At 67.0% G+C, this 19,639-nt stretch carries 18 protein-coding genes; 8 read left to right on the forward strand and 10 right to left on the reverse strand.

Annotated elements, in window-relative coordinates; all coding sequences use genetic code 11:
• Positions 1-12: 12 nt before the first annotated feature.
• From A6A40_RS29045 to A6A40_RS29060, 4 genes are all read right to left on the reverse strand, one after another.
• A complete protein-coding gene (locus A6A40_RS29045; protein ID WP_108549297.1) occupies positions 13-1,929 on the reverse strand; it encodes a nitric oxide reductase activation protein NorD in 1,917 nt (638 codons plus the stop codon).
• A gap of 28 nt (positions 1,930-1,957) precedes the next feature.
• Entirely contained in the window at positions 1,958-2,767 is an 810-nt protein-coding gene (locus A6A40_RS29050) for a CbbQ/NirQ/NorQ/GpvN family protein (protein WP_108549298.1), read from the reverse strand.
• 75 nt (positions 2,768-2,842) lie between these two features.
• A complete protein-coding gene (locus tag A6A40_RS29055; RefSeq protein ID WP_108549299.1) occupies positions 2,843-4,192 on the reverse strand; it encodes a cbb3-type cytochrome c oxidase subunit I in 1,350 nt (449 codons plus the stop codon).
• A 13-nt stretch (positions 4,193-4,205) separates the two neighbouring features.
• A complete protein-coding gene (locus A6A40_RS29060) occupies positions 4,206-4,658 on the reverse strand; it encodes a c-type cytochrome (RefSeq protein WP_108549300.1) in 453 nt (150 codons plus the stop codon).
• A 220-nt stretch (positions 4,659-4,878) separates the two neighbouring features.
• Between A6A40_RS29060 and A6A40_RS29065 the strand changes: the two genes are divergently transcribed.
• The 5 genes from A6A40_RS29065 to A6A40_RS29080 all read left to right on the forward strand — a co-directional run bounded on the left by A6A40_RS29065 (position 4,879) and on the right by A6A40_RS29080 (position 7,954).
• Entirely contained in the window at positions 4,879-5,478 is a 600-nt protein-coding gene (locus tag A6A40_RS29065; RefSeq protein WP_108549301.1) for a cytochrome c oxidase subunit 3, read from the forward strand.
• A gap of 17 nt (positions 5,479-5,495) precedes the next feature.
• On the forward strand, positions 5,496-5,792 hold the full coding sequence (locus A6A40_RS29070; protein ID WP_236784129.1) for a cytochrome C oxidase subunit IV family protein: 297 nt from the start codon (positions 5,496-5,498) through the stop codon (positions 5,790-5,792).
• 22 nt (positions 5,793-5,814) lie between these two features.
• Positions 5,815-5,970: a hypothetical protein gene (locus A6A40_RS31045; protein ID WP_167562552.1), complete on the forward strand. Its 156-nt coding sequence runs from the start codon at positions 5,815-5,817 to the stop codon at positions 5,968-5,970.
• Between the two features lie 164 nt (positions 5,971-6,134).
• Entirely contained in the window at positions 6,135-7,307 is a 1,173-nt protein-coding gene (locus A6A40_RS29075) for an amino acid aminotransferase (RefSeq protein WP_108549302.1), read from the forward strand.
• Between the two features lie 17 nt (positions 7,308-7,324).
• Positions 7,325-7,954, forward strand: a complete 630-nt coding sequence (locus tag A6A40_RS29080) for a YitT family protein (RefSeq protein ID WP_108549303.1) — start codon at positions 7,325-7,327, stop codon at positions 7,952-7,954.
• 22 nt (positions 7,955-7,976) lie between these two features.
• Here the strand turns inward: A6A40_RS29080 and A6A40_RS29085 are convergent, their stop codons facing one another.
• Together A6A40_RS29085 and A6A40_RS29090 are read right to left on the reverse strand one after the other, a co-directional pair.
• Positions 7,977-8,450 carry a YchJ family protein gene (locus A6A40_RS29085; RefSeq protein ID WP_108549304.1) on the reverse strand — a complete coding sequence of 158 codons (474 nt, stop codon included), beginning with the start codon at positions 8,448-8,450 and terminating at the stop codon, positions 7,977-7,979.
• 50 nt (positions 8,451-8,500) lie between these two features.
• A complete protein-coding gene (locus tag A6A40_RS29090) occupies positions 8,501-9,142 on the reverse strand; it encodes a TetR/AcrR family transcriptional regulator (protein WP_108549305.1) in 642 nt (213 codons plus the stop codon).
• A gap of 90 nt (positions 9,143-9,232) precedes the next feature.
• Here A6A40_RS29090 and A6A40_RS29095 point away from each other — a divergent pair, with 90 nt between their 5' ends.
• Together A6A40_RS29095 and A6A40_RS29100 are read left to right on the forward strand one after the other, a co-directional pair.
• On the forward strand, positions 9,233-10,351 hold the full coding sequence (locus tag A6A40_RS29095; RefSeq protein WP_108549306.1) for an efflux RND transporter periplasmic adaptor subunit: 1,119 nt from the start codon (positions 9,233-9,235) through the stop codon (positions 10,349-10,351).
• Positions 10,348-13,470: an efflux RND transporter permease subunit gene (locus tag A6A40_RS29100; protein ID WP_108549307.1), complete on the forward strand. Its 3,123-nt coding sequence runs from the start codon at positions 10,348-10,350 to the stop codon at positions 13,468-13,470. Before A6A40_RS29095 ends, A6A40_RS29100 begins: the two co-directional genes overlap by 4 nt.
• Positions 13,471-13,699: 229 nt before the next feature.
• Here the strand turns inward: A6A40_RS29100 and A6A40_RS29105 are convergent, their stop codons facing one another.
• The 4 genes from A6A40_RS29105 to A6A40_RS29120 form a co-directional block, all read right to left on the reverse strand.
• Positions 13,700-15,190 carry a sodium:proton antiporter gene (locus A6A40_RS29105; protein WP_108549308.1) on the reverse strand — a complete coding sequence of 497 codons (1,491 nt, stop codon included), beginning with the start codon at positions 15,188-15,190 and terminating at the stop codon, positions 13,700-13,702.
• 124 nt (positions 15,191-15,314) lie between these two features.
• Complete coding sequence (locus tag A6A40_RS29110) at positions 15,315-15,692, reverse strand: DUF1850 domain-containing protein (protein WP_108549309.1); 378 nt, start codon at positions 15,690-15,692, stop codon at positions 15,315-15,317.
• A 1-nt stretch (position 15,693) separates the two neighbouring features.
• Entirely contained in the window at positions 15,694-17,790 is a 2,097-nt protein-coding gene (locus A6A40_RS29115) for a TRAP transporter permease (protein ID WP_108549310.1), read from the reverse strand.
• Between the two features lie 25 nt (positions 17,791-17,815).
• Complete coding sequence (locus tag A6A40_RS29120; RefSeq protein ID WP_108549311.1) at positions 17,816-18,790, reverse strand: TAXI family TRAP transporter solute-binding subunit; 975 nt, start codon at positions 18,788-18,790, stop codon at positions 17,816-17,818.
• A gap of 346 nt (positions 18,791-19,136) precedes the next feature.
• Here A6A40_RS29120 and A6A40_RS29125 point away from each other — a divergent pair, with 346 nt between their 5' ends.
• Positions 19,137-19,637, forward strand: coding sequence for a (2Fe-2S)-binding protein (locus A6A40_RS29125; RefSeq protein ID WP_108549312.1), 501 nt, complete (start codon positions 19,137-19,139; stop codon positions 19,635-19,637).
• Positions 19,638-19,639: the final 2 nt, after the last annotated feature.

Below are 19,639 nucleotides of genomic sequence, written 5' to 3' on the forward strand. Positions count from 1 at the left end.
GTCCTCAAGGGGTCAGGCGGTGCAGGCGACCTGCCGGTAGAGTGCCGGCAGCGCCTTCGTCAGGTGGGAAACCTGCGGGAATATGGCATAGCCGCCGCGTCCGAACAGATAGGGCACGTAATCGCGGGCCATCGCATCGACGGTGATGGCGAAGACGGCCAGACCGTCGCGCCGCGCCTCGCGGATGGCCTCGCGGGTATCCTCGATGCCGTAGCGCCCCTCGTAATGATCCACGTCGTTCGGCTTGCCGTCGGTCAGAAGGATCAGCAGCCGATGACGGTTCGGCCGCTCGGCCAGTTGGGCGGCGGCGTGACGGATCGCAGCGCCCATGCGGGTGTAGTAGCCGGGCTTCAGCGCGCCGATGCGGCGGGTCACGGTGGTCCCCAGCGGTTCGTCGAAGTCCTTCAGCGTCTGGACACGCACCCAGTCGCGCCGGCGTGAGGTGAAGGCATAGAGCGCATGGTCGTCGCCGCAGGCGGTCAGGCCATGGGTCAGGGCCAGCAGCGCCTCTTTCTCCACATCCAGCACCCGGCGGCCGTCGATCCAGCCGTCGGTGGACAGCGAGCCGTCGACCAGCACGGCGACGGCGAGGTCGCGGGCGGCGTTGCGGGCCTGTTGATGCACCCGGTCGCTGCCGCTTCCCCCGGCGCGGAAATCGGCGCGGCTGCGCACCAGGGCGGTCAGGTCCAGCTCGTCGCCGTCGGCCTGCCCGGTGAACAGCATGCGTTTCGGGCGCAGGGCCTCGAACTGGCGGCGGACCTGCCGGATGCGGCGGAGGGCCGCGGCGTCGGGTCGCCAGTCCTCGCCGTCGGCCGGGGCCGTCTCCGCCACCACCCGGCAATGGTCCGGCAGATGGGTCCGGCGGCGGTGGTCCCATTCGGGATAGGTCAGGGTCGCGGTCAACGGCGCGTCGTCGACGGCCTGCGCTCCGAGGTCGAGGTCGAGCTTCAGCGTGGTCGATGCCTTGCGCTGGTGGGTGCCGACGGCGATCTCGTCGAGGTCGTCGGCTGCCTTGCGGGCGTTCTCCGCATCGTCGTCATCGACCGCGCGCGGGATGTTCAGCGCCTCGGCGAGGCTCAGCATCTTTTCGAAGCGGTTCAGGATCAGCGGATCGTTGCGCTGGATCTGGTCGGTCTGCCGCCGGGTCGCGGCACGGCGGCGCTGGTCGCCCTCCGCGGCCTGTCCGCCCTCCCCAGGGCTCTCGGCCAAGGCGGCGAGCGAGCGCTCGTTCGGTGGCGCCACCAGCCCCCACAGCGGGACCGGCAGCAGGCGGGCATAGCCATAGGGCGCGATGAAGTCCGACAGCGGGATCGTCGGGTCGAGCATCCGCGTTGCTCCCGCGGTCGCGGCGCCGGCACCAAGCAGCGCCAGGACGGCGCGCTCCACCTCGGCCTCGACCGGCGGCAGGCGGCGTGTTGGGCGGACCGCGGCGACCGCGCAGGCAAGCTCGTCATGGAGGCGGCGCAGCCCCGGCCAATGGCGCAGCAGCGCCGCGGTGGTCGCCGCGGCGCTGCGCAGAAGCTGCAGGTCGGCCTGCAGCGGGTCGGCGGGCTGCGCCGCCGCTTCGGCATGGGCAAAGAAGGCTGCCAGCCATTCATACAGCCGCTCGTTCAGCACCGGGTCGGGGAACAGGTCGATGGCGGCCGGCAACTGCAGGACATCGCCGTCGAGCGACGACCGCTCCACCCGCTCCGCCCCCAGCCCGATGCGGTCGAGCAGCGGCAGCCGGTGTCCGGAGACCGCCGCGGTTCCGGCGGCCAGCCGCACCCCGCGATCGCCGCCGAGCGCGCGGAAGAACACGGCCAGCCGCGGTCGCATCGTCTCCAGCGTCACCGCCGCGTCCGGATGGTGAGGATAGCTCGACCGCCCGCCGATCAGGCGGTGCCACAAACGGCCGACGGTCTCTTCCGGCTCGAAGATTTCCAGCATGACAGCTGTTCCCTATGATACCGACCCCCTACCCCAGCGTGACCTCGGCCACCCGCAGCAGGCCGGCACGGATGTCCGGGTCGTCGGTCAGCGGCTCGATCAGGGCGGCGCGGATGGCGCGTTCGGGCTTCATGCCGGAGCGGATCAGCGTGGCGCAGTAGATCAGCAGGCGGGTCGATACGCCCTCCTCCAAATCCTGCCCCTTCAGCGCCCGCAATGCGTTGGCGAGGCGGACCAGCGGAGCGACGCGGTTTTCGGCCAGTCCGCTTTCGGCCGCCACGATGGGAATCTCCCGCTCAAGCGGCGGAAAGTCGAACTCGACAGCGAGGAAGCGCTGGCGGGTGCTGGGCTTCAGCGCCTTCAGGACATTCTGGTAGCCGGGATTGTAGGACACCACCAGCATGAAGCCCGGCGGCGCCTCCAGCGTCTCGCCGGTGCGGTCCAGCGGCAGGATACGCCGGTCGTCGGTCAGCGGGTGCAGCACGACGGTGACATCCTTGCGCGCCTCAACCACCTCGTCGAGATAGCAGATGGCACCTTCGCGCACCGCGCGGGTCAGCGGCCCGTCCGCCCAGACGGTGTCGCCGCCCTTCAGCAGGTAGCGCCCGGTCAGGTCGGCGGCGGTCAGGTCGTCATGGCAGGACACGGTGTAGAGCGGCCGGCCGAGCTTCGCCGCCATGTGGGCGACGAAGCGGGTCTTGCCGCAGCCGGTCGGCCCCTTCAGCAGCAGCGGCAGCCGGTGATGGTAGGCATGCTCGAACAGCGCGCACTCGTCGCCGGTCGGCTGATAGAAGGGCAAGGAGGCGGACGGCTGGATCGGGACGGCGCTGTCGGGCATCGCGGTGGAACTCCAAAAAAAGACGGCCCCTGCGTGCATCGGACGGCCGATGGAGCGCAGGGGCCGGAGGGGACGTCACTCGGCCGGCTGGTAGCTGGCCGGGATCGAGGCGGGCCGCTCCTCGCGGGCCGGACCGAAGATGGCGTAGAGGTAGACCAGCACGCCCACCGCCACCGCGACGCCGGCACCGAGCCGCATCCAGTAGAACAGCGCGATCTGGGCCTGCACCTCCATGTAGTCCATGCCCAGCACGCGCTGGAGATGGGTCTGCACCACGCCGGCCACGGTCAGGGCGAAGGTCATGAAGGCCATGCCGCCGCTCATCAGCCAGAAGCTCCACATGTTGAGGATCTGGTTGTAGGGCTGCTTGCCGCGCAGATAGGGCATGGCGTAGGTGATGATGGCGAGGTTGATCATCGCATAGGCGCCGTAGAAGGCGAGATGCCCGTGCGCCGCCGTCACCTGGGTGCCGTGGGTGTAGTAGTTGATCGGGGCCAGCGTGTGCAGGAAGCCCCACAGCCCGGCGCCGAAGAAGGCGAACACCGCGCAGCCCAGCGACCACAGCATCGCCGCCTTGTTCGGGTGACGGCGGCCGCTCTTCCACACCATCATGAAGGCGAAGACGACCATGGTGAAGAAGGGAGCGACCTCCAGCGTCGAGAACAGCGAGCCGATCCACTGCCAGTAGCCGGGCGTGCCGATCCAGTAGTAATGGTGGCCGGTGCCGAGGATGCCGCTGAACAGGGCCAGACCGACGATGGCGTACAGCCACTTCTCGACCACTTCGCGGTCGACGCCGGTCATCTTGATCATCAGGAAGGCGAGGATGGAGGCCAGCACCAGCTCCCACACGCCTTCCACCCACAGATGGACGACGTACCACCAGTACATCTTGTCCAGCGACAGGTTGGACGGGTTGTAGAAGGAGAACAGGAAGAAGATGGCGATGCCCCACATGCCCACCAGCAGGATGTTGGTGATGACCGTGCGGCGGCCTTTGATGACCGTCATCGTCATGTTGTAGAGGAACATCAGCGCGACGACGACGATGGCGCCCTTGATCCAGGTCGGCTGTTCCAGGAACTCCCGCCCTTCATGGATGCGGAAGACATAGCCGACCACGGCGGCCAGCGCGCCGAAGACGAACAGTCCCAGCTGGATCAGCGCCAGCTTCGGACTGTGCAGCTCGGTTTCAGACTCCTCCGGAATCAGGTAATAGGCGGCGCCGAAGAAGCCGATCAGAAGCCAGACGATCAGCGCGTTGGTGTGGATCATCCGCAGAACGTTGAACGGCAACAGCTCCGACAGCGTGTTGGGCAGGACATAGACGACCCCGGCCAGGAGACCCACCAGGATCTGCACAGCGAACAGTCCCATGGCCGCCGCGAAGTAATAGAGGGCGACTTTCTGCGATTCGTACTTCATGACGGAAATCTCCTCAGCCCGAGAGCTTGGGCGGCCAGTTCTGGGTGTTGATCCGGCTGGTCCATTCCAGGAAGGCGGCCAGATCCTCGACCTCGCCGTCGGTCAGGTGGAATTGCGGCATCTGGCGCCGCCCCTCTATTCCGGTCGGCTGCGCCGCCATCCAGCCCTTCAGGGCCAGAACGGCGCTTTCAGGATCCTTGTCGCCGCCGTAGCGCAGCCAGACATTGCCCAGCTCGGGGGCGAAATAGGCGCCCTCACCCAGCAGCGTGTGGCAGTTGATGCAGGAGTTCTTCTCCCACACATGCTTGCCGCGGATGACGGCATCTGACAGCGACTTTTCATCCGTGCTGGTCTTGACGATGTAATTGTGGCTGAGCGCGGTCAACGCGATGAAGGTCGCGAAGAAGAACAGCGATCCGCCATAGAAGATGTTGCGCGCGGCCGCCTTGGTGAAGCGTTCGGTCATCGCTCGGGATCCCTGGCAATCTCGAATTTTCGTCGAGTGGGGTCGGTTCGGAGGGCGTTGGGTGCGCGAGGCCGGGGGCCGGAAGCCGGGCGTCGCAGCGTCTTTCCGCCACGGGTCGGGCAAATAATTGACCGTGGCAGAGGGGCATTCCTTGACCGCGGTCAAGCCGGCCGGAGCGGTGTCGGCCTATCGTTCGCCTACATGATGACAAGGATCGGACATGGCCGACATCGAGATGACGGGCCGGGAGATGACGGCTCCGCAGGACCGGCCCGGCGGACTTGCAGCCCTCCCCGGCAACCTGATGATGTGGATTCTGATCTTCAGCGAGCTTGCGGTGTTCGGCGCGGCTTTCCTGGGGTTCGCGGTCGCCCGCGTGCTGGACCCCGCCACCTTCGCCGCGGGGCAAGCCCATCTCAACGGCACGCTGGGGGCGTTGAACACGATGGTGCTGGTCACCAGCGGCTATCTGGCGGCGCGTGCCGTCGCCGCCGGTCGGCGTGGCGCCGTCAAGCAGGCGCGCCGGACGGCGGCGGTGGCGGCGGCGGTCGGATCGGTATTCCTGGCGGTGAAGGCTGTCGAGTATTCGGCGACGCTGGGCGCCGGGCTGACCATCGACAGCGACAGCTTCTTCACCCTTTACTTCCTGCTGACCGGTTTCCACGCCCTGCATGTCGTGCTGGGCATCGTCATCCTTCTTCTGGTCGCCTGCTCCGGACCGGAAACGCTGGTGGAGAATCTGGAGACCGGGGCCGCCTTCTGGCATATGGTCGATCTGGTCTGGGTGATCCTCTATCCGCTCGTCTACCTGATCCGCTGAGGAGGCCGGTCATGAGAATGCCCAAGACGATCGATCGGCTGACGCGGTCCTGGCTGGTGCTGATGGGCCTGACCGCCGTCACCCTGCTGTTCGCCCGCCATGGCGATGCCGGCGGCGGGGGCGGCGTCGCCGGGGCGGCGCTGTTGCTGGCGCTCGCCGTGGCAAAGGGGCGGGAGATCCTGCTGCATTACCTGGAACTGGATCAGGCCGGACCGGGCTGGCGACTGCTGATGACCGGCTGGCTGGTGCTGCTGTGCGGCGCCATCCTTCTGGTCACTTCGGCCGGGGCGTTGGGCTGGATCGGGAAACACTGACAAGTTTCAAGGATGACGGACTATGACCGAAGTCAAGCTGGGCCTGCTTCTGGCCAGCCTTGCCGTGATCGTGTTCGCGGTAGCGCTCCACCGCCAGCGGGCACTGGGACGCAACGGACTGGTGACAGCCATCGCTGCCACCGCCGCCGTGTTCGCGGCGATGTTCTTCACGCAGTGACGGCCGCGCCTTCCCCTCATGCGTGGAGCTGTCGCACGGTGGCAATGCGCCGTTGAGAACTTCGACATTGTCCACCGGGCCGCAAACGTGGAGGATCGCCGCAGCCGGGCCGCTTGATTGCCCCGTCATCGCATACTCCATCTGCAAGGACCGGACGAACCGCCATGTTCAATGCGCTTTCCCGCCAGCCCGACGACGCCCTGCTCGCTCTGATCGGGCTTTACAAGCAGGATCCCCGGCCGGGCAAGGTCGATCTCGGCGTCGGGGTCTACCGCGACGAGGAGGGGCGCACCCCGGTCTTCCGTGCGGTCAAGGCGGCCGAGCGCCTGCTGCTCGACGGGCAGGACAGCAAGTCCTATCTGGGGCTGGAAGGCGACGCGCTGTATCTGGAACGTCTGTGGTCGCTGGTGGGCGGCAAGGCCGGCATGAAGGTCACGGCTGCCGGCGTGCAGACGCCCGGCGGGTCGGGTGCGCTGCGTCTGGCCGCCGACCTTGTTCTGCGCGGCGGGTCGACGCGTGTCCTGGTCGGCCAGCCGACCTGGCCCAATCATGTCGGCATCTTCTCCGCCGCCGGGCTTGAGGTGGTCAGCCATCCCTTCTTCGACACCGCCGGCCAGACCGTTCTGTTCGACCGCATGGTCGCGGCCTTCGAGGCGGCGCAGCCCGGCGACGTCGCCCTGCTGCACGGCAGCTGCCACAACCCGACCGGCGCGCCGCTGTCGCTCGACCAGTGGAAGACCCTGGCGGCGGTGCTGGAGACGCGCGGCGTGCTGCCGCTGGTCGACCTCGCCTACCAGGGGTTCGGCCGCGGGCTGGACGAGGATGCGGAGGGGCTGCGCCACCTGATCGGCGCGGTTCCGGAGGCGCTGGTCGCCGTGTCATCGTCCAAGTCCTTCGGCCTCTACCGCGAGCGCACCGGCGCCATCTTCGCCGTCGCCGCGACCCAGGCGCCGGCCGACCTCGCCAAATCGAACCTGATGGCGCTTGCCCGCACCAGCTATTCCATGCCGCCCGACCATGGCGCCGCCGTGGTCCGCACCATCCTGAGCGACGCCGCGCTGACCGCCGACTGGACCGCTGAACTGGACGGCATGCGCGCCCGCATCATCGGCATCCGCCGCAAGCTGGCCGCCGGCCTTGCCGGTGCCTTCCCCGCCCTGACGGCGGTGGCGGAGCAGGAGGGCATGTTCTCCCTGCTGCCGCTGACCGAGGCCGAGGTGCTGCGCCTGCGCGCCGACCACGCCATCTACATGCCGACCTCCGGCCGCATCAACATCGCCGGCCTGAAGACGGCCGAGGTTGACGATGTGGTCGCGAAGTTCGCCGCCCTTCGCTGATCGGGGAGACGAGCAGGATGGCCGCGACCCTCCAGGCCCCACCCGCGGCGGTGGACCGTCACCAGCTGTATGAAGATGCGCTCGCCATGCTGATGGGCACGCTGTTCATCGCGCTGGGCATGCTGATCTATTCCAAGACGATGCTGCTGACCGGCAGCACCGCCGGACTGTCCCTGCTGCTGAGCTACGTCACCAAGGTTCAGTTCGGCATCATCTTCTTCGTCATCAACCTGCCCTTCTATTGGCTGGCGTGGAAGCGGCTCGGCTGGAAATTCACCGCGCGCACCTTCATCGCGGTGGCACTGGTCACGATCTTCTCGCGCCTGACCGAGCAATGGGTGGGATTCGCCCATCTCGATCCGGTCTATGCGACGGTGGTCGGCAGCGGCCTTTGCGGCACCGGCCTCCTGATGCTGTTCCGCCACCGCACCGGGCTGGGCGGCGTCAACATCCTGGCCATCTACCTGCAGGAGCGCCACGGCATCCGCGCCGGCTACTTCCAGCTGGGCGTCGATCTGGCGATCCTGGCCGGCGCCTTCTTCGTATTGGCGCCGGACCGGCTGCTGCTGTCGGTGGTGGGAGCCGCCATCGTCAACCTGACGCTGGCGATCAACCACAAGCCGGGGCGCTATCTGGGGATGAGCTGAGGGTCCGCTGCGGGCGTCGAGGTCAGCGCCCGCAGCATGCCTTGTGCTTGCGCCCGGACCCGCAGGGGCAGGGATCGTTGCGGCCGACCTTCACCACCCGGCGCGGCGGGTCCTTGGGGTTCAGCACGCTGTCGACATAGAGCCAGCGTCCATCCACCCGGCGGAAGCGTGACCGTTCATGCAGCGGCCACTCCTCCCCGTCGCGGCGGAAGGTCAGGAAGAATTCGACCATCCCGTCGTCGCCGTTCTCTTCCGCCTTCATCACGGTCAACGGTCCCCAGTCGCATTCCTCCGCCACGCGAACGGCATCGTCACGGTTGAATCCGGCATGGGTTTCCGGCGCGCAACTGCGCTCGATATGGTCGATGTCGTGGCGGACGAAGGCGGTGTAGCGGGAGCGCATCAGCGCCTCGGCGCTGGGGGCGGGCTCCCCCGCCAGGATCGGACCGCAGCAAAGGTCGAGGGCGCGGCCGGAACCGCAAGGACAGGCGGACATTGACAGGCATTCCATCGTAAAAGGCCGGAGCCGCGGAAAATCGGCAAAGGCTATCGTGTAGCAGGCGCCGCGCCGCTCAGGAACAGGTCGATCGCCTTGTCTATGAAAGCGTAACGCTCCTCGTCGGTCGGATGGGGATGCAGACCCAGCACCATCTGGCAATAGGGACCGCCCTGCAAGGCCGCCAGGAACTGCCGGGCGACGAAGGCCGGATCGTCCGTCACGATCACGCCGCGCTCGGCCATGTGGGTGAACAAGGCGACGTAGTTGGCGATGCCTTTCTCCGGTCCGGCCCGGTAATAGAGCTGTGCCGCCTCCGGCATCCGCATCGCCTCCCCCGCCACCGACTGGTGGACGCGGATGGCCGCTTCCGACCATGCCAGATCGACGAAGCGGCGGCCGACATGGACCAGAATGTCGCGCAGGGGCAGGCCATCGAACATTTCCGGCATGAATTGCAGGCCGCTCCGTTCACACTCGGCGGAGATCACCGCCGTGTAGAGTTCCTCCTTGGAGGGGAAGCGGGTGTAGAGCGTGGTTTTCGAGACGCGCGCCTGCTGGGCCACCTGATCCATGGAGGTCGCCGCGTAGCCAAGCTCCAGAAACACCTCCCGCGCGGCGGCAAGGATCTGTTCCGCCTTCGCATCGTGGGACGCGGGCGGTAGAGCGGTTTTTTGCTGCAATGACTGCACTGAACTGTACCGTTCACTCTTGACGTTGATCGGATGCCGGAGTAGGACGGTAACAGTACGATACAGTCCAGTCCAGTGGGGAGACGTGGTATGGCCCAATTCCGCAAACGACGGTTTGCGTCCACCGTGATGGCGACCGCCGCCATGCTGACGGTGGCGGGCTTGTTGACCGGCTGCAACGAAACGCACTCCGCGTCCACTCCCGCCGAGACGGAAGTCAGGCCGGTGCGGGTCGCCACGGTCGCTCTCGAACCGCTGGTCGACAGCGTGCGCTACCCGGCGGTGATTCGGCCGCGGGTGGAGGCGGATGTCGGCTTCCGCGTCGGCGGCAAGGTCACTGCCCGGCTGGTGGATGTCGGCACCCGCATCGAACCCGGCATGCCGCTCGCCCGCCTCGATCCCACGGATCTTCAACTGCAGATTCGCGCGTCTCAGGCGCAACTCGCCTCGGCGCAGGCCGACGCGGCCAATGCGCGCAGCGACTTCCAACGCTATGCCAGCCTGCGCAACGGCGAATGGACGACGCGGCAGGAATATGACCGCCGCAAGACGACCCTCGACAAGGCCGATTCCAAGGTGCGGGAGGTGGAGGCGCAGCTGCGGGTCCTGAACAACTCCGCCCAATATGCGACGCTGGTGGCGGACGAGGCCGGCATCGTCACCGCGACGCTGATCGAGCCGGGCCAGGTGGTTGCATCCGGCCAAACCGCCCTGCGCGTCGCCCGGCTGGGTGCCCTCGAGGCGGTTGCCAACATCCCCGAACAGCAGGTGGGCGCCCTGCCCCGGCAGAAACTGTCGGTTGAGCTGTGGTCCCACCCCGGCCAGAGCATCGCTGGCAGCTTGCGCGAGGTCTCGCCCAGCGCCGACGCCAGCACCCGCACCTTCCAGGCGAAGATCGCGCTGGCCGATCCGCCGCCGACGGTCCAGCTCGGCATGACCGCCACCGTCACCGCCGCCGCCGATCACGGGGCGCCTGTTGCCCGCCTGCCGCTCAGCGCGCTGACCCAGCGCGAGCAGAAGCCGGCGGTCTGGGTGCTGGCCGCCCCTGACGACCGGCTGGAACTGCGCCCGGTCAGCGTCGCCGCCTATGCCGGCGACCTCGCGCTGATCGGCGGCGGGCTGAAGGATGGCGAGCGTGTCGTCACCGCCGGCGTCCACAAGCTCGACGCCGGGCAGAAGGTCCGCGTCTGGACGGAGCCGGCGCGATGAACCACTCCCGCATGAATCTGTCGGCCTGGGCGCTGGCGCACCGCACGCTGGTGCTGTTCATGATGCTCGCCAGCGTGCTGGCCGGCGCGCTCGCCTACATGAATTTGGGCCGGGCGGAGGATCCGTCCTTCACCTTCAAGGTGATGGTGGTCCGCACCCAGTGGCCGGGCGCCACCGCGCGCGAGGTTGAACAGTTCGTCACCGACCGCATCGAGAAGAAGCTGGAGGAGGTGCCCTATTACGACGTCTCCCGCAGCTATTCAAAGCCCGGCGAATCTGTGGTCTTCGTCCAGCTGAAGGACTACACCCCACCCAGGATGGTGGCCGACCTGTGGTATCAGGTTCGCAAGAAGATCGGTGACATCCAGTATACCTTGCCCGATGGTGTGGTCGGCCCCTTCTTCAACGACGAATTCGGCGACGTTTACTCCGCCATCTACGGATTCATGGGCGAGGACTTCACACCGGCCCAGCTGAAGAAGGTGGCGGAACAGGCGCGTGCCCGTCTGCTGAAGCTGCCGGGCGTCGAGAAGATCGACCTGATCGCCCCGCAGGAGGAGCGCGTCTATGTCGAGATCTCCAGCCAGCGGCTCGCCAGCTTCGGCCTGCCGGTGGAGTCGGTGATTGAGGCATTGCAGCGCGAGAATGCCATCGCCGCATCGGGCGACGTCGATACCGGTTCGCAGCGGGTCTATGTCCGCCTCGACCTCGGGCTCGACACCGCCGCGGCGGTGCGCGCCATCCCGGTGGAGAGCGGCGGACGGCTGCTGACCATCGGCGACGTGGCGGAGGTCAAGCGCGGCTATGTCGAGCCGCGCCGCTACACCTTGCGCTACAAGGGGCGCGACGCCATCGGGCTCGGCGTCGTCATGGCCAAGGGCGGCAACGTGCTGAAGCTGGGCGAGCAACTCGACGTCGCGATGGCGAAGGTCAGGGCGGAACTGCCGGTCGGGCTGGAGGTGGCGCAGATCGCCGACCAGCCGACGGTGGTCGAACGGTCGGTCGGCGAATTCATGAAGTCGCTGGCTGAGGCGCTGGGCATCGTCATCCTGGTCAGCCTCGTCAGCCTGGGCTGGCGCACCGGCATCGTCGTGGCGCTGGCGGTGCCGCTGGTGCTGGCGATGACGCTGGTGGCTATGCAGATCCTCCACATCGACCTTCAGCGCATCTCGCTGGGCGCCCTCATCATTGCGCTCGGCCTGCTGGTGGACGACGCCATCATCGCGGTGGAGATGATGGTGGTGAAGATGGAGCAGGGATGGGACCGGCTGAAGGCCGGGGCCTTCGCCTACACCTCCACCGCCTTTCCGATGCTGAGCGGCACCATCGTCACCGCCGCCGGCTTCGTCCCCGTCGGCTTCGCGGCCTCGGCCGCCGGCGAGTACACCAACTCCATCTTCTGGGTGGTGGCGTTGTCGCTGATGCTGTCCTGGGTGGTGGCGGTGATCTTCACCCCCTATCTCGGCTGGCTCCTGCTGCCCAAGCCCAAGCATGTGGTGCCGGACGGTCACGAGCTGGACATCTACAACACGCGGACCTACCGCATCCTGCGCGGCATGATCGAGGCCTGCGTCCGCGCGCGCTGGCTCACCATCGGCGTGACCGTGGCGGCCTTCGTCACCGCGCTTGTCGGCTTCGGCCATGTGCAGCAGCAGTTCTTCCCGTCCGCCAGCCGGCCGGAGCTGCTGATCGACATCCGCCTTGCCGAAGGCTCGTCCTTCGAGGCGACCGCCGCCGAGGTGAAGCGACTGGAGGCGGTGCTGGCCAAGGATCCCGACGTCGATTACTGGGTCGCCTACACCGGCGGCGGCTCCCCGCGCTTCTACCTGCCGCTCGACCAGCAGCTGGAGACCGCCAACTTCGCCCAATTCATGGTGATGACCAAGGGGCTGGAGGAGCGTGAGCATTTCATGCAGCGGCTGGAGCCGACGCTGGAGGCCGATTTCCCCGCCGCCCGCGTCCGCATCAGCCGGCTGGAGAACGGCCCGCCGGTCGGCTATCCGGTGCAGTTCCGCGTCACCGGCGACGACCCGGCGACCATCCGCAAGATCGCCTATCAGGTGCGCGATGCCATGCGCGCCCACCCCAACACCGCCAACGTCCATCTGGATTGGGACGAGCTGTCCAAGCGCGTCCGGCTGGAAGTGGACACCGCCAAGGCCCGCGCGCTCGGCGTGTCGAAGCAGGATTTGTCCAACGCTTTGCAACTGCTGCTGAACGGCATGTCGGTCACGCAGTACCGCGAGGGGACGGAGCTGATCGGTGTCCTGCTGCGCACCACGCCGGAGGAGCGGGCGGATCTGTCGCGCCTGGGCGAGCTGAACATCCGCACCAGCCGCGGCACCACCGTACCGCTGAGCCAGGTCGCCACCGTCCGCTACGAGCTGGAGGAGCCGGTGCTGTGGCGCCGGGCCCGCGAGACGACGATGACGATCAAGGGCGACGTCACGGGAGGGCTGCAGGCTCCGGTGGTCAGCACCCAGTTGAACGGGCAGCTGAACGCGCTCCGCGCCACCCTGCCCGACGGCTATGCCATCACCCAAGGCGGCGCCATCGAGGAGAGCGCCAAGGGCCAGGACTCCATCAATGCCATGATGCCGCTGATGCTGCTGATCATGGTCACAACGCTGATGCTGCAACTGCAGAGCTTCTCGCGCGTGTTCATGGTCCTGCTGACGGCGCCGCTGGGGCTGATCGGCGTCACCGCGTCGCTTCTGCTGTTCAACCTGCCCTTCGGCTTCGTCGCCATGCTGGGCGTCATCGCGCTGGCCGGCATCATCATGCGCAACTCGGTCATCCTGGTCGACCAGATCGAGCAGGACATCCGCAGCGGCCGGTCGCGCTGGGAGAGCATCGTGGAAGCGACGGTGCGCCGTGCCCGCCCGATCGCACTCACAGCAGCCGCGGCGATCCTCGCCATGATCCCGCTGACGCACAGCGTCTTCTGGGGCCCCATGGCGGTTGCCATCATGGGCGGTCTGGCGGGCGCCACCGTGCTGACGATCTTCTTCCTGCCGGCGCTCTACGCCGCCTGGTTCCGCGTGCCCCGGCCGGAAAGGGAAGAGGCGGAGGACAGCAGGGTGAACGGCGCGCTGCCCAATCCGGCACTGGGGGACTGATAACCACCTCTTTCGCTCAGGCTTGACCGCGGTCAAGGGGGCATGCCGCTACGGCATGCGAGGGTGCGGCCACAATCGATCTCCCGATTGCATCATCACCGCTGATGATCCTCTTTCGTACTGTGACTTCGCGCCCGGCGGCATTGGCCTCCGGGCGTTTTTTTGCGCTCAAGCTGCGAACCCGCGAAGGGGGGGACGGACTCTCCCCTCCCCCGGCGGCCCCGTAAGGTTACAGGAAGAACACCAGCGTGGTCAGGCCCAGCAGCGGCACCAGGATGCCGACGGACCAGGCCATATAGCCGAAGAAGCTGGGCATGGCGACGCCGCGTTCTTCGGCGATGGCCTTGACCATGAAGTTGGGGGCGTTGCCGATGTAGCTGTTGGCGCCCATGAACACCGCGCCGGCGGAAATCGCCGTCAGTGTCAACGAGAGGTCGGTCATCAGGACCTTCGCGTCGCCGCCGGCGGTGTTGAAGAAGATCAGGTAGGTCGGCGCGTTGTCGAGGAAGCTGGACAGGATGCCGGTGGCCCAGAAATAGGCGGCCGGGTTCGGCTTCCCACCCTCGTTCACCGCCGAGATGATGGCACCCAGCGCGCCGTCGGTGCCGGCCTTCAGGATGGCGATGGCCGGAATGATGGTCAGGAAGATCGCGGCGAACAGCTTCGCCACCTCAAGGATCGGACCCCAGCTGAAACCGTTCAGGCGGCGGCTCTGCTTGCTGGTCAGGGCCAGCGACAGGCCGGTGATGCCCAGCAGCAGCAGGTTCGACACGATGGTCTCCAACTGCACCGTCACATGGTACAGCGTAATGCCGATCCCCGGATGCCAGACGCCGCTGAGCAGCACGGCCCCGACGATGGCAAGCAGCAGCAGCAGGTTGACCGAGCCCTCGATGCGGATCGGTTCCCGCTCGTGCACGCCCTCGATCAGCGGGTGCTTGCCGGGGTCGCGGGTGTGGAGATAGAGGTCGAGGACGAAGTAGATCGCCAGAAGCATTGCCGACAGGAAGACCATCGGCCCGAACAGGTGGATCGTCGGCCAGAAGAAATCGACGCCCTTCAGGAAGCCCAGAAACAGCGGGGGGTCGCCCAGCGGGGTCAGCGATCCGCCGACATTGGACACCAGGAAGATGAAGAACACCACGGTGTGGACCTTGTGGCGCCGGTGTTCGTTCGCGCGCAGAAGTGGCCGGATCAGCAGCATCGAGGCGCCGGTCGTGCCCATCAGGCTGGCCAGAATGGTGCCGAGCGCCAACCCGACCGTGTTGGCCAGCGGGGTTCCCACCAGCGATCCCGCCAGCCGCACGCCGCCCGCCACCGTGAACAGCGCGGTCAGCAGCACGATGAAGGGAATGTACTCCAGCAGGACCGTGTGCAGCAGCTCGTAGGTCGCCAACTCCAGCCCGAAGGTCGCAGCGAAGGGCACCAGGAAGGCGAGCGCCCATATGGCCGAGATCTTGCCGAAATGATGGTGCCAGACCATCGGCGCCAGCAGCGGGAACAAGGCGATCGACAGCAGGATGCCGGCAAAGGGAACCACCCAGACGGCGCTGAGCAGCCGGCCGTCCAGATGCGGCACCCCGCCATGGGCGACGTCCGCCGCCACCTCCGCCGCCAGGGCGCCATGCGTGCCCAGCAACAGCCCGCCGACGGCGAGCGCCGCAGCGAAGAGGGCCGGGAACAGGGACGGGCTGCGGCGGGGTGTGGGGAAATTGATCATTGGTCCGGATGGTAGGCTGACGAAAGGAACGGGAGTATGCGGATTGGAGCAGCGTTAGCCAAGCCGGAAGGGACGTTGAGCCAACGAACTTTCGTAGGCGGGGGCGGGAGTCGGGCGGACGCCGTCATCGGCAGGCCCCCATCTCAACCGGTTGGTCCCGTACGCCTGTCCAGTCCGACAGCAGCCTGCATTCGGACCCGGTGCACAGCCGATGGTCGCCGGTGAAGCCGGAGGCCGCCAGCGCGACGCTCTCCTGCGGCGGCAGGTCGGGCGTCCATGCAAGCCAGCCGTCGGAGGTCAGCCGGGCGTCCGGTCCCGGCTCCATGCCGGCGCCGGTGCCGCGGATGCGGGCCTCCGTTGGCCGCAGCCGGCCGGAGTCCATCGACCAATGCTCGCGCCATTCGGTCTTCTCGATGGAATGGGTCCAGGACAGGGTGAAATCCGTCCCCGGCAGCGACGCGAGAAGCGCGCCGCCGAGGGCGAACAGGCAGAGACCGGCCACGTCACAAGACGGGCGCGGCGGCCGGAACATTCCGGCGGCGGCGGTGCTGCCAGAACAGGAACAGGCCGGTCAGGACAAAGGCGACCTCGTCGGTGATGGGCAACGCCACCACGAACAGGAAGGCCGTAATGGCGGCATAGAGGCGGGCGATCAGCGGCAACGGCGTCCAGAAGAAGCCGATGGTGGCCGCTCCCCAGAGGGCGATGGCGACACAGGCCTTGAAGAACACATAGGCCACGGCAAGCCAGCTTCCGGTCTGCATCACCAGTGCCGGATCATAGACAGCCATGAAAGGCACGACATAGCCGGCCATTGCAACCCGCGTCGCGATCCACCCGATGTCCATATGGTCGGCCTTGCAGATCGACGAGGCCGCCAGTGCCGCCAGGGCCACCGGTGGGGTCAGGTCGGCCATGATGCCAAAGTAAAAGACGAACATGTGGCTGACGATCAGCGGGACGCCCATGCTCAGCAGGGCGGGTGCGGCGATGGAGGCGGTGATGATGTAGTTCGCCGTCGTCGGCAGGCCGGTGCCCAGCACGATGCAGGCGATCATCGTCAGCACCAGCGCCGCCAGCAGGTTGCCGCCCGACCAGTCGACGATGGTGGAGGCGAAGCTGGAAGCCAGCCCCGTCAACGTCATCATGCCGATCAGCACGCCGACCAGCGCGCAGGCGACACCGACACCGACGGCGTTCTTGGCGCCGTCGGCGATGCTGTTCACCACCAGCACCAGGGTCTGCCGCCCACCCTTGAACAGCAGGCAGGGAACGATCAGCAGGGCGACGATGGCGAAGGCGAGATGCTCGGTCCGGAACCCCAGCTTCCACAGCCCGGCGGCGACCAGCCCGACGGCAACCCAGAAGGCGATGCGCAGCGCCATCGGCCCGATGGTGCCGACAATGGTGGTGCCCAGGATCAGCGCCGCCGTCGCCGCGATGCCGATCACGCCGGCGAACAGCGGAGTGAAGCCGGAGAACAGCAGATAGACCAGGGCAGCCAGCGGCAGGATCAGGTACCAGCCCTCCACCATGGCGCGCAGCGCGCTCGGGCACTGGTCCTTCGGCAGGCCGACGAGGTTGTGCCTGCCCGCCTCCAGATGAACCATCCAGAAGGCGCTGCCGAAATAGAGGATCGCCGGAATCGCGGCGGCGATGGCCACCTCGCTGTAGGGCACGCCGATGGTCTCGGCCATGATGAAGGCGGCGGCCCCCATCACCGGCGGCATCAGCTGTCCGCCCATGCTGGCGGTGGCTTCCACCGCACCGGCGAAGGCCGGGCGATAGCCGAAGCGCATCATCAGCGGGATGGTGAACTGGCCGGTCGTCAACACGTTGGCGACGCCGGATCCGTTGATGGTGCCCATCAGCCCCGACGAGATCACCGCCACCTTGGCCGGCCCGCCCTTGGCATGGCCGACGAGGCCGAGCGACACGTCGTTGAACAGCTTGATCATGCCCGCGCGTTCCAGAAAGGCGCCGAACAGGATGAACAGGAAGATGTAGCTGGCCGACACGAAGGTCGGCGTGCCGTAGATGCCCTCCGTCGATAAATACAGATTGTCGATCACCTGATCGATGTCGTAGCCGCGGTGGGCAAGCCCGAAGGGCAGATGGCGCCCGAACAGAGCGTAGGGAATGAAGACGCCGCACATGATCGGCAGGGCCATTCCCATGATCCGCCGCGCCCCTTCGAACACAAGAGCCACCGCGACGGTGCCGACGATCAGGTCGGCGGTGCTGGGATCGCCCGCCCGCTGGATCAGGTCGACCTCGAACACATAGTGATAGAGGCCGATGCCGAAGGCGGTCAGTCCCAGCAGCCAGTCGTACCAGGGCACCCGCCTGCGCACCGACGTCTGGCGGAAGCCGAACAGGGTGAAGGTCATCAGCAGAAGGAAGCCGACATGGACCGCCCGCACCACCATGGTCGACACCGGGTTGAAGGCGGCGGTCCAGATCTGGAAGGCGGAGAAGGCGACGGCGATGGCGAAAACGGCCCGTCCGTCGAACCCCTCGAATGCGGCAACCGTGGCGGGATTTTCCCGGTCGATGGCTTGGCGAATCTCGGAGTCCGCCTGCGTGTTGTTTGCGCTCACTGCGTCGTCTCCGCCGGGCCGCCGCTTACATCAGGCCCTTTTCCCTGAAATACTTGATTGCGCCGGGATGCAGCGGCACGGGGGACTGGGTGGCGGTCTTGTCGAGCTTGATCTGCTTGGCGGCGACATGGGCGGCGGCCAGCGCGTCAAGATTCTCGAACAGGGTCTTGGTCATGGCATAGGCGGCGTCGTCCGACACGCCGGAGTGGCTGACCAGCAGGTTGCGGACCGCGGCGGTCGGTACCGGCTCGTTCTGGCCCGGATAGGTGCCGGCGGGAATCGTCTCGGTGATGTAGGCGGCGTCGCCGACCTTCTGAACCAGATCGGCCGGAATGCTGACGATGGTCACCTCCTGCGAGGCCGACAGATCCTTGATCGCCGCCACGCCGAGACCGGCGGAGATCAGTGTCGCGTCCAGCTGGCGGTTCTTGATCAGGTCAACCGATTCGCCGAAGGGCAGGTACTCGGTCTTGGCGAAATCCTTGTAGGCGAGCCCGGCGGCGCCGAAGATGGCGCGCGCGTTCAGCTCCGTCCCCGACTTCGGCGCGCCGACCGACACGCGCTTGCCCTTCAGGTCGGCCAGGGTCTTGATGCCCGAGTCCTTGGCAGCGACGACCTGGATGTAGTTGGGATAGATGGCGGCGATGGTCCGCAGCTTCTCCAGCTTCTGCTTGAAGCCGACCTCCTCGTTGCCCTTCCAGGCATCGCTCAGCGAATCGCCCAACGTGAAGCCGATCTCGCCACGGCCGGCCTGCAGCAGGTTCAGGTTCTCCACCGACGCCTTGGTCGCCTGCGCGGTCACCTTGGCCCCCGGCAGCGCCTTGCCGTACACGTTCGACAGCGCCACGCCCAACGGGTAATAGACGCCGCTGGTGCCGCCGGTCAGCACGGTGATGAAGGTCTCCGCCTTGGCCGGCAAGGCGGCCAGTCCAAGGCTGACGCCAAGGCCGGCGGCCGTGCACAGAGCCAGAAGGTGACGCTTCACGGATGGGCGATTCATAGCGGCTCTCCCTGTTATCGTTGCTGCACCCGGATCGTTGCCGGGCAGATTCATTTGCATGCCCATATGCCACGGGCAGCCCCAACCCACTGTAACGCGCCATAAAATTGCGCGCCAGTACGTACAATCCGATACAATGACGGTCCGCATGCCATTCTTTCGGCCAAGATATGCAGAGGCTCCTTGACCTCGACGGGCAGACACCCCCTATCCTTGTGGCGGAAGACCGCCGGCCGAAGCGGAAACCACCTTCCTTTCGGCTCAAGGCGTGTCACGCGACAGCACCAAGTCCCAACTGCACGCCAAACGACTGCAAGCCAGACTTCAGCCAGCGGGAGGAAATCCGATGTCCTGTAGCGTTTCGATGACCGTCAACGGCAAGACGGTCTCGCGCGAGGTGGAGGAGCGCACCCTGCTCGTCGCCTTCCTGCGCGAGCATCTGGGCCTGACGGGCACCCATGTCGGCTGCGACACCAGCCAGTGCGGCGCCTGCGTCGTCCATGTGGACGGACGGTCGGTGAAGTCCTGCACCACGCTGGCTGTCCAGGCCAACGGGGCGGAAGTCACGACGATCGAGGGGCTGGCAGCGGCTGATGGCACGCTGCACCCGATGCAGGCCGCCTTCCGCGAGCATCACGGGCTGCAATGCGGTTTCTGCACGCCGGGCATGGTGATGAGCGCGGTCGATCTGGTCCGCGAGAATCCGAACCCCACCGAGGCAGAGATCCGTGAAGGGCTGGAAGGCAACATCTGCCGCTGCACCGGCTATCACAACATCGTCAAGGCGGTGAAGGCGGGTGCCGAGGCGATGGCGGGCGCGCAGCCGGCGGCGGTCGCGGCCGAATAAGG

It is taken from the genome of Azospirillum humicireducens (assembly GCF_001639105.2).
Taxonomy (GTDB): Bacteria; Pseudomonadota; Alphaproteobacteria; order Azospirillales; family Azospirillaceae; genus Azospirillum; species Azospirillum humicireducens.